Here is a 15,161-nt window from a genome sequence, read left to right on the forward strand (position 1 = left end):
AGACAGTGACTATGTACGAACCCTCGGTGAGTGATTTGCCGCGATTATCCGTGGATGAACTGCGCATTGATGCCATCAGCCATGAAGACGTCATGCGAGTTGTGCAATACTTTCAGCGCAATCGTGCCTTTCTTGCCCCCTGGGAGCCGGCGCGAACATCGGGCTTTTACTCCGAGCAGGGCTGGAAACGGCGGGTGCTACAGCTGATGGAGTTACAAAAGCATCAGCTGGCATATTATTTTTTAATTGCCAAGCAAGATTCTCCCACGGTATTGGGAGTGATCTCTTATACCAGCATGATGCAGTATCCTTCGTATTCTTGCACCGTCGGTTACTCGTTAGACCAAGCGGCACAAGGGCAGGGCATTATGCGCCGCGCATTGGCGACCACCAATCAATGGTTATTCGATAATATCCATATTCACCGCGTCAATGCCGCTTATATGCCATGCAATGCGCGCAGTGCCAAGGTGTTAGAGGCCGTTGGATTTGAACGAGAAGGACGAGCACGGGATTACCTGCTCATTAATGGTCAATGGGAAGATCACCTGTTAATGGCACATATTAATCCCCACTGGCGCCCTAAATCGTCGTCCTAAAGGAAGGTTCCATGAAAAAAGGCGATCGATTGCGATCGCCTTTTGCGTTGCTGTTTTTGCTCGTGCCCTCATGGACATTCGCTATTTCACTGTTAAGACTCGCATCGTATTGGTTGAGCCAATCACTTCCATTTGGTCACCTTGGGTCATGATCACCTGATCGCCTTCATTCAAAAACCCACCCGCTTTCAGTGTCTGCAGGGCAAGCTCGGCCACTTGCGGACCGGCACCACTGTTGCTGTCGAAATACACGGGGGTGACGCCGCGATACAATGCTGCACGATTCAGCGTTTGTTCATGGCGAGACAAAGCGAAAATGGGCTTACCCGATGAAATACGTGACATCATCAACGCGGTGCGGCCTGACTCAGTCAGCGACACCATGGCTTTAATCCCTTTCATATGGTTTGCCGCATACATGGTTGCCATCGACACCGTCTCTTCTTGGCTATCAAACTGACGATCCAAGCGATGGTTAGACACATTCACCGACGGCATTTTTTCCGCACCGACACACACTTCTGCCATGGCGCGTACCGTCTCAACCGGATACTGTCCTGCTGCGGTTTCTGCTGATAGCATTACCGCGTCGGTACCATCTAACACGGCGTTAGCGACATCCATCACTTCTGCACGGGTTGGCATCGGGGCTGTGATCATCGACTCCATCATTTGTGTGGCAGTGATCACTAAGCGGTTCATACTGCGTGCGCGTCGGATCAATTGTTTCTGTACCCCGACTAACTCAGGGTCACCAATTTCGACGCCAAGATCGCCACGTGCCACCATCACCACATCAGACGCTTCGATAATGTCATCAATACTGGCATCGCTCACCACGGTTTCTGCGCGTTCAACCTTGGCGACCAAACGTGCATCCAGACCAGCCTCGCGTGCTAATGAGCGGGCATAATGCATGTCTTGACCGTTGCGAGGGAACGAGATAGCCAAAAAGTCGACCTTGATTTTGGCGGCGGTGAGAATGTCTTGTTTATCTTTTTCGGTCAACGCAGGCGCAGACAGGCCACCGCCTTTCTTGTTGATCCCTTTGTTGTTTGATAGCTTCCCGCCCACCGTGACTTCGGTGTGCACTTTGGTGCCGTCAACGGCCAATACTTTGAGCTGTACACGGCCATCGTCGAGCAGCAAAATGTCGCCATGGGTGACATCTTGCGGTAGCGCCTTGTAGTCCAGCCCCACAGCGTCTTGATCGCCCATTCCCGGAGAAAGATCGCTGTCTAGGGTAAATTTATCACCCACCGCAAGCACAATAGCGCCGTCTTTAAACGTGGATACGCGAATCTTAGGGCCTTGTAAATCGCCTAAAATCCCCACATGGCGACCCAATCGTGCGGCGATAGCACGCACCTGTTCGGCACGCTTAATATGATCTTCTGCACTGCCGTGAGAGAAGTTGAGGCGAACGACATTGGCACCCGCCTGAATGACGGCCTCTAACACACTGTCTTTATCCGTTGCCGGGCCCAAGGTGGTGACAATTTTCGTTCTTCTCAATTTTGCAGACATGATTAACTCCTGTAGACAGGGTGATGCGCAAGAAGCGTGTTACAAGGCAAGCATCACCGCTTAGTAATAAACCAATAAAACGCTGACATCAGTGTAGCGCACGGAAAATATCAACGAGATGACACAAAAAAGGAGTGCCATGCACTCCTCGGGATTAGGTCAATGATTCTTTATGAAAACGTGAATCGCGAATGGCTTCTTTGACACGTTTCAAGTTATCTCTAAAGCCGGGGCCGCGGCGTAGGGTAAAACCGGTAGCCAAGACGTCGATGACGGTCATTTGCACCACGCGGCTTGCCATTGGCATGTATTCATCGGTATCTTCAGGGACATCGAGTTGAATGGTGTGCGAGCAAACCTTATCGAGCGGTGAATCGCGCTGGGTAATACCAATCACGGTGGCGCCATTTTCTCGGGCCAAGTTCGCTACGTCGACCAGGCTTTTGGTCCGGCCTGTGTGTGAGATCATCACCACCACGTCGCCGTCATTGCAGTTAATACAGCTCATGCGTTGCATCACAATATCGTTAAAGCAGACGACAGGGATGTTAAAACGGAAAAACTTGTTCTGCGCATCGTGGGCAACAGACGCTGACGCACCCAAACCAAAGAAAGAAATTTTCTTTGCTTGGGTCAACATATCAACAGCACGGTTAATTTGGTGTGTATCAATGCTGTTCTTCGCCACATCTAAACAGGCCATGGTTGACTCGAAAATCTTGGCTGTGTAAGCATCGGCACCGTCGTTCTCTTCAACGTTACGGTTCACATAAGGCGTACCGTTTGCCAAGCTCTGCGCTAAATGCAGTTTAAAGTCGGGAAATCCTTTGGTGTCTAAACGACGACAAAAGCGATTCACCGTTGGCTCACTCACATCAGCCATTTTCGCTAACGTCGCAATGCTTGAGTGGATAGCGGTTTGAGGCGAGGCGACAATAATTTCAGCAACTTTTCTTTCAGATTTGCTGAAGTTTTCAATATTTTTTTGTATTTTTTCCAGAGTATTCATCTGAGTTACCGCTTACGTTCAAGACCAAATTAAAAACTATCGCTCCCTGAGAGCGAACAAAATGCAGTGTTTAAGTACGTCAATCATCACGGTTTTTGACCACCGTTTAATGATGAATAGTCTATCGTCTCACGCTTTGTAATGACATTATTATGACTATCTGAGAATGAAAACTTTGTCACCATTCACGCTTTTGGTTATTTCCTTACACAATGAAGGAATATATTTACAGCGTGAAATAAATAATCGGTCAAAAATGGGGCAAAAAGCGGTGTGAAGCCGATTACATTGAAAAATAATTACGTAACCCTAAGGAGTGCTTGTGTCAGGATTGAAAGTCGGAATTTGTGGTTGTGGTTGGTTGGGTACCCCCCTTGCGTCGCACTTGCTAGCGGCAGGGCATCAGGTGGTGGGGACCAAGCGCCAATCGGATGCAGCGCAAGCATGGAGCCAGTCACTAGGTGCGCCAATGGTGCCTTTTGATGTCATGGCGCCCGATTACCACCACGCGCAGCCATTGCTTGATTGCGACATTGTGGTGATCAATATCGCGGCAGGGCGACGTAATGCCGATTTTGATGCCTACCGCAGCGCGATGACCGCCTTTATTGATCATCTGGCACAAGCGGGCGTTGAACATGTGCTCTTTATTAGCACGACGTCTGTGTATGGAGAGCTTAAAGGACAAGTCACAGAACAGACACCGACCGCCGCGACAACGGCATCCGGTCAAGCGCATGAAGCCATTGAAGCCCATGTTGATCGCGTGTATGGCGAGCGGGGCAGTGTGCTGCGCTTGGCAGGTTTAATTGGCGGTGAACGTCACCCATCAACCATGTTGTCAGGGCGTACAGGGCTGTCTGGCGGTAGCGAGCCGGTTAACCTTATCCATCGTAGCGATGTTATGGCTGCAATCAGTGCAATGATTCATCAGCGCCAATGGGGACATGTTTTCCATTTGAGTGCGGATCTTCATCCATCCAAAAGCGTTTATTACAGCTGGGCTGCACGTGAAATGGGATTAACGCCACCTGAGTATCACCCAAGTGCTGGCGATGGAAAATGGATTGATGCCTCGCATACGCTGGCGCAGCTGGGACTCACCTTACGGTATGCGTCGCCCTATCAAATGATTGCCAATGGCCAGGTAACGTCTGATGACCCTGCACCAAAATAAAAAAAGCCCACACAAGGTGGGCAAAATAAAGGTAGAGACAAATAAACTCTAAAGTAAGTAGAAAAAGCAGCAGCAGTTCGGAAAGAAAGGTGAATCATGCACCTCAATCGCTGAGGGGGACAAGGCATTTCTTACCGATGCACCCATTAGGACTGGGCGATGACCAAGAAGTTCCTGATGATTTAAAAAAGTCGCTAAATCTTGTCAATGGGCGACGATTTCGTGATTCTTATCACAAACTTAGCGGCAATAAACGCCGCCATCTCGTTAAATTGAAACAGATATAAATTATTTATCCTGCGTGTAATTGGTGTAGCACTACACGGCCCACTGGCGTTGTTTGAGCCACTGGAATAAGCCACCTAGACCCACTAAGCATAGCCCGAGGCCAATGAAGGACAAAGCTCGCATTAGCCCCTCCAAACTTGCCATATCAACCAAGAAAACTTTCAATATCACTAACGCCAAAGTCGCCATGGCACCTTGCTGCACACGTACCGATTGTTGCCAGTATCCACCGAGCAGAGTCAGGCTGCCAATTACTAACCAAACCAATGAATAAGTGTAAAGCTCTGCGTTTGATGTTGGCAGTGAAAGCACAATGGTGTCACCTTGCCAAGCTTGGCGGATTAATCCGTTGACGAGCAAGAACCCAAAAAATGCCGCAGCGGTACCCGTAAGCAGTTGTACTCGCGCGTTAAACGCCAGGCTCGATGAGGATCCCTCTCGGCCCAGCCAAAGACAAACCAGCAAGGGGACGCCCCACCAAGGCCAGAGCAAACTGGAAAGTGGCGAATAACCAATAGATACCTCTTCAAAGTAGGGATTGTGGTCGACAAACAGGATCAGTTGGATGAGTATGCTCAATGACAGCAGTGCTATCCCGCTAAAGCGGTATAAAAAAGCGCACGTCTGCGCGAGGCGATAGCGATAAAGATAAACACAAGCTAACAATGACCAGTTCATACTCATTACCACAGCGCCTGAGACGGAATAGATGACACCGCTAAGGCCTTGAAGATCACACAGCCAAATTGTCGTGCTGGTCAGCCACAGTGCGATGAGCTGTAACTGGGCACCCGTGAGCCAAGCGGGCAGTGTTTGGCTTTGTACCCAACGCTGACTGCCATAAATCAACAGACTAAGCGACGGATAAAGCCACAGTGTATCGGGCACCGATGTCATGTGATTGGTTGTGAGCAATAATAAGGTCGCGCGAGCGAGCACAATACTGACCAGGGCTTGAATAATCCAATCAGCGAGTGTAATCCTGTATTTATGGGTAAGCCAAAGCATCACCACGGCTTGAAGGGCGATCGCCAAGGTTAGCGCGTAATTGCTCAATAGTAAGGTCAGCGCAAGCGCAAGGTGTGCATTCACCCCACACCATAGGCTTAACCGGACTAAATGTTGTGTCTGGTCTGTTCCTTTAAAATAACGAGTAAATGCCGCTAATATCGCCGCGCCACCGGCTAAACATGCTGACCATAATAGGGTGCTATATGCGTGAGGAGGTTGCCCACCCCAAAACGGATCCGTCACTACCGAGTTTAGGCTCACCATTAATGGTGTCGCTAGGCACGCCAACCAGATAAAGTGAATGCTTTTTGGCGAACGCTTACCCAAGGCCAAACTATATAACAGGGTAAACACACCGATACTTAAACCCATATGTTGGGCAAGTGCAGAGCCATCAAGATCACTTGTCAGTAGCCAAAGCGCGGCCCAAATTAAGCCCAGAGCAGGCCAAGCACCCCAACGCACAGAGAATAGGGGAGCGAGGTAAAGCCACCCCACTAGTGCTGCGATCAATGGAATACCAGCGGTGATAGATAATGGAAATGCCGCCATTGATGCAATCAGCATAATGGCAAGCATCAGCCAGGTGTCGAGTGCGTGATGGTGCCATGATCGAATATCAACAAGAATACGCCAAGATAGTGGCCCGTCAGATGTTGGTTTAAGCAACCAACCCAATCTTGGTACTGCAATCAGCACGTAGACTGAGCCGACAGCAAATCCAGTGACGATAAGCAGGGGCGCCGAAAAATGGGCAAAAGCAAATAGCCAAGCAAGATGCATCCCCCACAAGCTATGCCACAGCCATCGGCGCTCGACACGTTGAGCCACATAGGTGATGGCGGCGGCGACGAGTAAAAAATAGCTGGCGAGCAACCCGTAGCTGGGGGTGGCGCTGGTAGAGAACAGTGGCGCGCCATACGCACCGATGAGCCCGACTACGGTCAGTAGTGGGCCAAACCTAAGCCCGTAGAAGGTCGCAGCGAGCGAGATCAGCGCCAGCATCACAACAGCGATAGGATCAGAAATAAACTGATAGGGCGTCGCCGCCATCAAGGTCAGGCCAAACAAGCTGATAAAGCCCGCACTCGCAATGGCAGCGGGCACATAGCTCGGCCAATCAATTTGCGTATAACAGCGCAACTTATCGTGCAACCACTCACTGCTTACAATCAAACCGACGCCAAACAGCGCTCCCAAGCCAAGACGGGCAAGAGGGGGAAAATAGCCTTCGCTGATCAGGTAGGAAATTAAGAAAAGTCCACCGAGGGTAAAAATGCCGGCGCCACTCCAAACCAGCCATTGCTGTTTCGCGCGCTCAAGCCATGCCATCGCATGTCCTTTGGTGGCACGCATGGCGTTATCGTCGTGAAGAGGGGGGGCATCTGTGGGCTGGAGAGTATGATGCTCGCGGTTTTCCTCTAAAGCATCCGATTCCGTTGATGACTTTACTGAAGGTTCATTGCTCGAACGCATACTTGATGACGTGTGGTTCTCGCTGGAACTTGTCGTGGTCTCTTGCCTCTGACGCAACTGCCTCAGTGCATGTTGGGTCGCCTCAAGATCATGACGCAAGGAACTCACTTTAATGATCGCAACAACGCCGCAAATACTGCCGACCATAATGATCAACGCCATAGCGACAAGAAAAGTGAAATACATAATAGGGTGACCACATCTGTTAGCGAACGCAGACACACTTTACTGTGGATAGACATTAAATCATCGAAATCGGGCGAAAAGAGCCCAGATTTGGGAGTAAGCGCATAAAAAAGCCCACAAGCAACGAGCAAGTGGGCATAGAAGAAAAGTCTTCTAGAAAAAGCAGTGGCACAAGGTGTGACTAGCAAAAATGCGAATGGGTTCCCACATTGGTATAAAAAAAGCGCCGCCTATTTTTGCGGCCGTACGGGCTTACTGGCTTAGTCTCTGATATTCAATACGTTACATATCATCTTGCCCCTCCTGCCTCAGACGGATCATTTACCAAACATTATACGGTGACAACAAACGGGCGCTGAACGTCAGTAATGGCCTGATCACCTTGTCATCACTCAATAATGTGATGTTGCTCATGCGATACATAGGTGTTTCTTACTTGTTAAATAAGGCTTGTCGGTATAAAGTTAAACAAGCGTTTAAATCAGGTGAATGAATAATGGCAGGACGAGGCGACACCAAAGCGAAAATACTGGATGCCGCGGAGCAGCTCTTCGCCGAGCATGGCTTTAAAGAAACATCGTTGCGCACCATCACCAGCAAAGCAGGGGTTAACCTTGCCTCGGTGAATTACCATTTGGTGATAAAAAATCATTGGTGCGCGCAGTGCTTGGACGTTATCTCGAGGCATTTATGCCCGCACTTGGCGAACAACTGCAAACGTTGTTAAGCCAGCGTGAATGTACGATGGCCCAAGTGTTTTCTTGTGCCAAACAGCCGGTACTCGCACTTGACCAATACCGGCCTCATGGCGCGGCCACCTTTATGCAATTAATTGGTCGAGGCTACACCGATGTGCAAGGGCACTTGCGTTGGTTTATTACCACGCGCTATGAGCACGTTTTATCCTTGTTTAACCAAGCGGTGCACAAAGCCAACCCGGCACTCACCCCCGAAGCCGTCTTCTGGCACATTCATTTTACGCTCGGCGCTGCCATTTTCACCATGGCATCGAGCGAGGCACTCCGTGATATTGCCGAAAATGATTTTGATCGCACGTTAGACACCGAAGCGATCGTTGACCGCCTCATCCCGTATTTAGCAGCAGGGATGAACGCCGAGCCAGCAGTGATGCAGCAAGGCCAAGTGCTTCCGTTTGCGGCGGAATCGCAGGCCGACTAGCGCAACAACGTATGGGCGTGGTAGGCGTGGAGCCAGCCCTCATTTATTCGCCCACGTTATTGTCGATGTCTGACAATGCGTGGAATGCAATGTAAAACCCGTTCTGGTCGCACAATAACAGCAACAAGAGTGCAACCATGATCAACAAAAGGACCTGAATCATGAGCTCTCAAACTTCATTACGTCGTTCACTGATTAGTGACAAAGCGTTTACTTTCTTCAAAAAGGTGCTGCCACCCTTATCAGCGACAGAGCGTGAAGCGATGGAAGCGGGCAGCGTTTGGTGGGATGGCGAACTCTTTTCCGGATCGCCAGATTGGAAAACCTTGCACAGCTATGGCAAGCCAACGCTCACCGCTGAAGAACAAGCTTTTATTGATAACCAACTCGATACCTTACTGGCCATGCTGGACGATTTTAAAATCGTGCAAGAGCAAAAAGATTTGCCGGAAGAGGTGTGGGATTATTTGAAGAAAGAACGCTTTTTCTCGCTGATCATCCCCAAAGAATACGGCGGCCTCGCGTTCTCGGCGCTGGCCAACTCCACCATCGTATCGCGCATTGCGACGCGCAGTTTAAGCGCGGCGGTCACTGTAATGGTGCCGAACTCACTGGGCCCAGGTGAACTACTGACGCACTACGGCACCCAAGAACAACGCGATTACTGGCTGCCACGTTTGGCCGATGGCCGTGAAGTGCCTTGCTTTGGTCTCACAGGCCCGGAAGCAGGCTCGGATGCAGGGAGCATTCCCGACCATGGCGTTATTTGCATGGGTGAGCATAATGGCGAAGAGGTTCTCGGGATCCGCTTAAGCTGGAACAAGCGCTATATCACCTTAGCCCCCGTGGCCAGTGTCGTTGGGCTTGCCTTCAAACTCGGCGATCCTGAAGGGTTGTTGGGTGACAAAAAAGATCTCGGCATCACCTGTGCCTTGGTCCCGGCAGACCATCCAGGGGTGGAAATTGGCGATCGCCACAACCCACTCAATATGGCCTTCATGAATGGCACCACCCGTGGTGAAGACGTCTTTATTCCGATTGATTGGGTCATCGGCGGGAAAGACTACGTAGGTCGAGGCTGGCGTATGCTGGTGGAATGCCTGTCTGCCGGACGTGGGATCTCGCTGCCTGCGCTCGGCACGGCGGTCGGCCACTTAGCCACACGCACCACAGGCGCTTACAGCTATGTACGTAAGCAGTTTGGTATGCATATTGGCCGCTTTGAAGGGGTCGCCGAAGCACTGGGTCGCATGGGCGGGTTGAACTACTTGATTGAATCGACCCGTACCCTGACCACCACCGCGCTTGACCAAGGTGAGAAACCGGCGATCATCACCGCCATTTCTAAATACCACATGACCGAGATCGCGCGCACCATCTTAAACGATTCGATGGATATTCACGCGGGTCGTGCCATTCAATTGGGGCCACTCAACTACATTGGCCACCATTACTTTGGTATTCCTGTCGCGATCACCGTGGAAGGGGCGAACATTCTTACCCGCAACCTGATGATCTTTGGTCAAGGGGCGACCCGTTGCCACCCTTATGTACTTAAAGAGATGGAAGCGGCGGCTAACCCAGACCAAGAGCAAGGCGCACAAGCATTTGATAACCTGCTGTTTAAACACATTGGTCATGCCACTAAAAACAGCATCATGGGGTTAGTGAATGCGTTAACCGGCTCGCTGACTAACCGTGCACCGGTTAGTGGTGAAACGGCCAAATACTATCGCCACTTGACTCGCATGAGTCGTGCACTGGCGGTAACCACTGATGTGGCGATGTTGTCACTAGGCGGTGAGCTAAAACGCCGCGAAATGCTTTCAGCGCGCCTTGGTGATGTATTGAGTCACCTTTATATGGCATCGGCAACCCTGAAGCGCTATGAAGATGAAGGGCGTCCAAGCCAAGATCTGCCAATGGTGCACTATGCGCTGCAATACTGCTTAGCCCAGTGTGCCAAAGCCTTTGATGGCGCCTTTAACAACTTCCCGGCCAAAGGCGTGGGTCGTAGTTTACGGGTGCTACTGTTCCCATTAGGCATGCGTTATACGATGCCGTCCGACAAACTGCTTAACCAAATCGCCGAGCAGTTAATGACCCCAAGTGCAGAGCGCGACCGTTGGACGCATCTTTGCTATGTCGGGGAAAAAGCCGACGATCCGGTGGCGGTAATGGAACGCGCCTTCACAGCCATGTGGGCGTGTCGTGATACCGAAAAAGCCCTGATCAAGGCAGTAAAAGCCAAGAAAATCAATGGTAAAGCCAGCCTGGCCGACCGCTCACAACAAGCGGTAGAGCAAAATATTATCACCGCCGATGCGCGTGAAAAATTGCTTGAGGCCGATGCGTTGCGTGCTTACGCCGTACAAGTGGATGACTTTGAGGCCGATTGGTTTACCTCAAACCAGTTACAAGGGGGCGCTATCGACAAAGCCAACCCAAATAAAGCCGCTTAAATGCTGTGATTACGCTAATGAAAAGCGTCTGTGATGAGCAGACGCTTTTTTGTTGGCTCGCTCATGGAACCGATTTACACTGCGATCTTGCCCACTATTTTTGCCTGCAACACCTCCAACCACTGGGTATTTTTGCCCTTTTTCCATAAAAGGGGATGCATAGGCAGGCGTTAGTATTTATCCTAGCCTCAATTTTGTGAGGGACGTTGAATATGATCATCAAACCTAAAATTCGCGGATTTATCTGTACAACCACCCACCCAGTGGGATGTGAAGCGAACGTAAAAGAACAAATTGACTACACCAAAGCGCAAGGCCCGATTGCCAATGCGCCAAAACGTGTGTTGGTCGTGGGTGCATCCAGCGGCTATGGCTTGTCCTCACGCATTGCAGCCGCCTTTGGTGGCGGCGCAGCAACCATAGGCGTGTTCTTCGAAAAGCCAGGCACCGAGAAAAAGCCAGGCACCGCAGGCTGGTATAACTCAGCCGCGTTCGACAAGTTTGCCAAGCAAGAAGGCCTGTATTCAAAAAGCCTGAACGGCGATGCTTTCTCGCACGAGGCCAAGCAAAAAACCATCGATTTGATCAAACAAGACTTGGGTCAAATCGACATGGTGGTTTACTCACTGGCCTCGCCAGTCCGTAAGCTACCTGACAGCGGCGAGCTGGTACGTTCATCACTCAAACCTATCGGTGAGACGTACACCTCAACCGCCGTCGATACCAACAAAGATCAACTTATCGAAGCGAGCGTCGAGCCTGCTACTGAGCAAGAGATCCAAGACACCGTCACTGTCATGGGCGGTGAAGACTGGGAACTTTGGATTAACGCACTCAATGACGCCGGCGTATTGGCCGAAGGCTGCAAAACCGTCGCCTACAGCTACATTGGCACAGAGCTCACTTGGCCAATTTACTGGGAAGGGGCACTAGGCAAAGCCAAAATGGACTTAGACCGTGCCGCCAACGAGCTAAACCAGACGCTTGCCACCAAAGGTGGTAGCGCCAACGTCGCCGTATTGAAAAGCGTCGTGACCCAAGCAAGCTCGGCTATTCCCGTTATGCCGCTTTATATCGCCATGGTGTTCAAAAAAATGCGCGAAGAAGGGGTCCATGAAGGCTGCATGGAGCAAATCCATCGCATGTTTACTCAACGCCTCTATCAAGCCGATGGCAGCGAGCCTGCCGTTGATAGCGAGCGTCGCTTGCGTTTAGACGACCTAGAGTTACGCGAAGACATTCAGCAGCACTGTCGCGACTTGTGGCCGCAAATCACCACTGACAATCTCACCGAGCTAACCGACTACAACGAATACAAAGCCGAGTTCTTGAAGCTATTTGGCTTTGGCGTAGACGGCGTAGACTACGACGCAGACGTGAGCCCATTGGTAGAATTTGATGTCGAAAACATCTAAAACTGTTTAGAAAACAGACGAAAGAGGTCAGCCAAACGCTGGCCTCTTTTTTATTGCACGAAAGCTAACCAAACAAACCAAAATCGTCGCTTTTTACTTTACAAGCGAAGCCTAAGCCAATAATATACGCCGCTTTCCGGAGAGATGGCTGAGTGGTTGAAAGCACCGGTCTTGAAAACCGGCAAGGGTTAATAGCCCTTCTAGGGTTCAAATCCCTATCTCTCCGCCACATATAGAAAAGCCGCTGCTCAGTCAGCGGCTTTTTTGCGTTTATACCCCCAAAAACTTCTAAATTCTGACCCCGCCAACATTTTAGACTCCTTTGCCTAAACACACTGCCCAGCGTCTGATAACCTAGCCCGCAAAAAATTGCCCTGTAAGGCCTTTTGGATGCCGCTAACCAAAGGGCGGTAGCGTGGGTGTTAAAGCAAATCCTTAATGCGTAACCTCAAGCACTCATTGATGCGTAGGCCACTGCCGTACATAAGCCCACAAATCAGCTTATCTCTTGCGTTAAGGTAGGTAAAAATTTTGGCAACTTCTTCTTTACTGAGCACAATTGGAATTCGCGGCGATTTTTTGGACGGACTAAACGCAATCTTACCTAGCGGTTGGTTTAAAAACTGGTTGTAAAGAAAGGCTAATGCATTGAGGGCAACCTTTTGTGTGTTTGGTGAAACTTGCTGCGCATTCGCCAAATAAGACAGAAACGTTTTTACATCCTCGTCACTGAGCTCTGTAGGGTGTTGCTTGTGATGGAAAAGGATAAATCGACGAACCCAGTACAAGTAACTTTTCTCGGTTCTAATCGCATAGCCTCGTCGCCTAATCTCGTGCTGAAGGCTTGCCATAAACGGACTTTTGGTCATGATCTTTTCCCTCCCTCTAAGACTGTTTATTCATACAGCTTATTGGTAAGGAAAGCCAAATGGTGTGCACGCTTTTTCGAGGCACATTCACATTATCGCCGAAAGAGGAAATATTAATACAATATAATCATAGGGTTACAATTTATCCTTTGGGGATAATGTGAACGCCTTGGCCGGGATAGGCGGCATGCACACTTTTGCAGGCAAAGTGATTGCCTCAATCGCTAAAAATGTGTTTAATTATAAGTAGTTAGTTAAAAAATGACGCGTATAACGGGTTTGACAAATCGAGCACGCGCACTAATACAATGTTACATTTCTTGAGAGGGATTAGTGGTCAACTTGAAGGATTTTCTAAAGTACGTTGATGCGGCGCATTTACACGACAAGATTGGTAAATTTCGTGATTTAGACTTCAAACGAATGTCATACCAGGAAGTCCAAAAAGCCATAGCTGATGTGATTACTTTTAGCACACCGCATGGCAATATTTCAGTATTTATGCCTATGAATGCTAATTATCCTGCTGGTACAAGGTTTTACCGAGTTCGGGCATTACCTGAGGATGATAGAAAAATTCCGCTACAAACTATGTCTAAGGTGTCTGATTGCTGGGAGCCTCCGGAACATATTGTGAAAGCGGGAAGGCTAAATCGAGACAATGAAGCTTTGTTGTATACAGCGCCTATTTCACCTTTTGTAGCAGTAGAGGAAATGAAGATTCCAGATGGTGAGCTGTTTTCACTTATTGTCTACGAAGCGCTGGAACAAATTAATGTCACCATGATTGGGGCACAGCCAAATACTGAAGGGCTAAATGCAGAGGAAGTACTCAAATCCAAAATGATTCAGGATTTCTTGAAACATGAGTTCATAAGAGATGTTGGTGTGGGTACAGAGTACCTGTACAGAATCTCCGAATCGATAACTAAGGACTACTTTGATTTACCGCCTGACTTTCAAGATGCTTGGTGCTACCCGTCTGTTGCAAAGAAAGGCCATTTCAATGTGTGCTTTCGTAAAGATAATAGATCCAAACTTAAGTTGGTTGGCTCCCAAATTGCTAGTGTTACTCGAGAAAAAGGTGACTATCTGTTTCAAGCAAAGCTGGTAACCAAGGTTGGAGCTGATGGTGAAAGTCTTACTTATCATAAAATAGGGTCTGACGAGCAACGGGAGATTTTTCCCGAAATTATGTTGGCAGAAATGTAACAAGCGCATGTTGTCGGATTGGTTTTCCGCTGTGCTACAAACCAACCGCAAATGCTAGGCGTTATGTAACTAGGAGAAAAAATGAACATCAGTGAAATCAATGGTTTTGAAGTTACGGGGTTCGTCGTTCGTACGACTAATGCAGATGAAATGAATCCTATGACTGCAAAAATCGGAAATCTTTGGGAAAAATTTTACTTAAATGCAGCTCCAAAGTTAACCGACAAGTCAAAAGTGTATGGTTTATACACAAACTATGAATCTGATTTTACTGGAGCTTTCGATGTTATCGCTTGTTCGGACACATTATCAGCACAATTATTGTCAGAATCAGTAAAAACGAATGTTTCCTCTGGTAAGTACGTGACTTTTTCAGCGACTGGTGAAATGCCACAAGTAGTTATCGATTTGTGGAATGAGGTTTGGAATTATTTTGCTTCTGAACACTGTCCTCACGAGCGAGCGTATACAACAGACTTTGAGTATTACAAAAGTGCTAATTCTGTAGAAATCTCTATTGCCGTTAGATAGTTACATAACAAACGAGTATGTCGTCAATCCTAAATTTTAGCGAGATTTTTATCCCACATCACGCCGTCTCTGAGCATCGAATTTAAGATCACTACCATCTTGCGCACACAGGCAATAATGGCGACTTTTTTCGGCTTTCCAGCGGCGACTAATCGGGTATACGTCGCTTTAAAAACAGGATTACATTGCATCGCAGACATCATCGCCATATACAACACGG

The 15,161-nt window shown here is 49.0% G+C and carries 10 protein-coding genes, 1 tRNA gene and 2 pseudogenes; 8 read left to right on the forward strand and 5 right to left on the reverse strand.

All coding sequences use genetic code 11. The annotated features are described in order from the left end of the window. The first annotated feature begins 11 nt into the window (after positions 1-11). Complete coding sequence (locus tag HLG76_RS03240) at positions 12-599, forward strand: GNAT family N-acetyltransferase (RefSeq protein ID WP_077669753.1); 588 nt, start codon at positions 12-14, stop codon at positions 597-599. A gap of 81 nt (positions 600-680) precedes the next feature. Here the strand turns inward: HLG76_RS03240 and pyk are convergent, their stop codons facing one another. Then, positions 681-2,126 (reverse strand): pyruvate kinase, encoded by a 1,446-nt coding sequence (gene pyk / locus HLG76_RS03245; protein WP_021022373.1) that lies wholly within the window; start codon positions 2,124-2,126, stop codon positions 681-683. Between the two features lie 154 nt (positions 2,127-2,280). Then, complete coding sequence (locus tag HLG76_RS03250; RefSeq protein ID WP_021022372.1) at positions 2,281-3,135, reverse strand: MurR/RpiR family transcriptional regulator; 855 nt, start codon at positions 3,133-3,135, stop codon at positions 2,281-2,283. Positions 3,136-3,457: 322 nt separating this feature from the next. Between HLG76_RS03250 and HLG76_RS03255 the strand changes: the two genes are divergently transcribed. Then, on the forward strand, positions 3,458-4,312 hold the full coding sequence (locus HLG76_RS03255) for an SDR family oxidoreductase (protein WP_175993045.1): 855 nt from the start codon (positions 3,458-3,460) through the stop codon (positions 4,310-4,312). 318 nt (positions 4,313-4,630) lie between these two features. Here the strand turns inward: HLG76_RS03255 and HLG76_RS03260 are convergent, their stop codons facing one another. After that, complete coding sequence (locus HLG76_RS03260; RefSeq protein WP_175993046.1) at positions 4,631-7,273, reverse strand: DUF2339 domain-containing protein; 2,643 nt, start codon at positions 7,271-7,273, stop codon at positions 4,631-4,633. Positions 7,274-7,769: 496 nt separating this feature from the next. On the opposite strand from HLG76_RS03260, the pseudogene HLG76_RS03265 reads away from it, so the two are divergent. The 4 genes and pseudogenes from HLG76_RS03265 to HLG76_RS03280 all read left to right on the forward strand — a co-directional run bounded on the left by HLG76_RS03265 (position 7,770) and on the right by HLG76_RS03280 (position 12,558). Continuing rightward, positions 7,770-8,452, forward strand: a pseudogene (locus HLG76_RS03265) (TetR/AcrR family transcriptional regulator). 161 nt (positions 8,453-8,613) lie between these two features. Further along, positions 8,614-10,914, forward strand: a complete 2,301-nt coding sequence (locus HLG76_RS03270; protein ID WP_077669750.1) for an acyl-CoA dehydrogenase — start codon at positions 8,614-8,616, stop codon at positions 10,912-10,914. A gap of 212 nt (positions 10,915-11,126) precedes the next feature. Then, entirely contained in the window at positions 11,127-12,329 is a 1,203-nt protein-coding gene (gene fabV, locus HLG76_RS03275; RefSeq protein WP_175993047.1) for an enoyl-ACP reductase FabV, read from the forward strand. A gap of 138 nt (positions 12,330-12,467) precedes the next feature. Next, positions 12,468-12,558: transfer RNA gene (locus tag HLG76_RS03280), tRNA-Ser, on the forward strand. A 193-nt stretch (positions 12,559-12,751) separates the two neighbouring features. On the opposite strand, the gene HLG76_RS03285 is transcribed toward HLG76_RS03280, so the two are convergent. Continuing rightward, positions 12,752-13,198, reverse strand: coding sequence for a phage integrase N-terminal SAM-like domain-containing protein (locus HLG76_RS03285; protein ID WP_175993048.1), 447 nt, complete (start codon positions 13,196-13,198; stop codon positions 12,752-12,754). Between the two features lie 342 nt (positions 13,199-13,540). Here HLG76_RS03285 and HLG76_RS03290 point away from each other — a divergent pair, with 342 nt between their 5' ends. Together HLG76_RS03290 and HLG76_RS03295 are read left to right on the forward strand one after the other, a co-directional pair. Beyond that, complete coding sequence (locus HLG76_RS03290) at positions 13,541-14,410, forward strand: hypothetical protein (protein WP_175993049.1); 870 nt, start codon at positions 13,541-13,543, stop codon at positions 14,408-14,410. Positions 14,411-14,491: 81 nt separating this feature from the next. Further along, entirely contained in the window at positions 14,492-14,941 is a 450-nt protein-coding gene (locus HLG76_RS03295; RefSeq protein ID WP_061893179.1) for a GyrI-like domain-containing protein, read from the forward strand. Positions 14,942-14,970: 29 nt separating this feature from the next. Here the strand turns inward: HLG76_RS03295 and HLG76_RS03300 are convergent. Then, a pseudogene (locus HLG76_RS03300) lies at positions 14,971-15,161 on the reverse strand (IS110 family transposase); the annotation flags it as partial.

Source organism: Salinivibrio sp. EAGSL (assembly GCF_013366455.1).
Classification (GTDB): Bacteria; Pseudomonadota; Gammaproteobacteria; order Enterobacterales; family Vibrionaceae; genus Salinivibrio; species Salinivibrio costicola.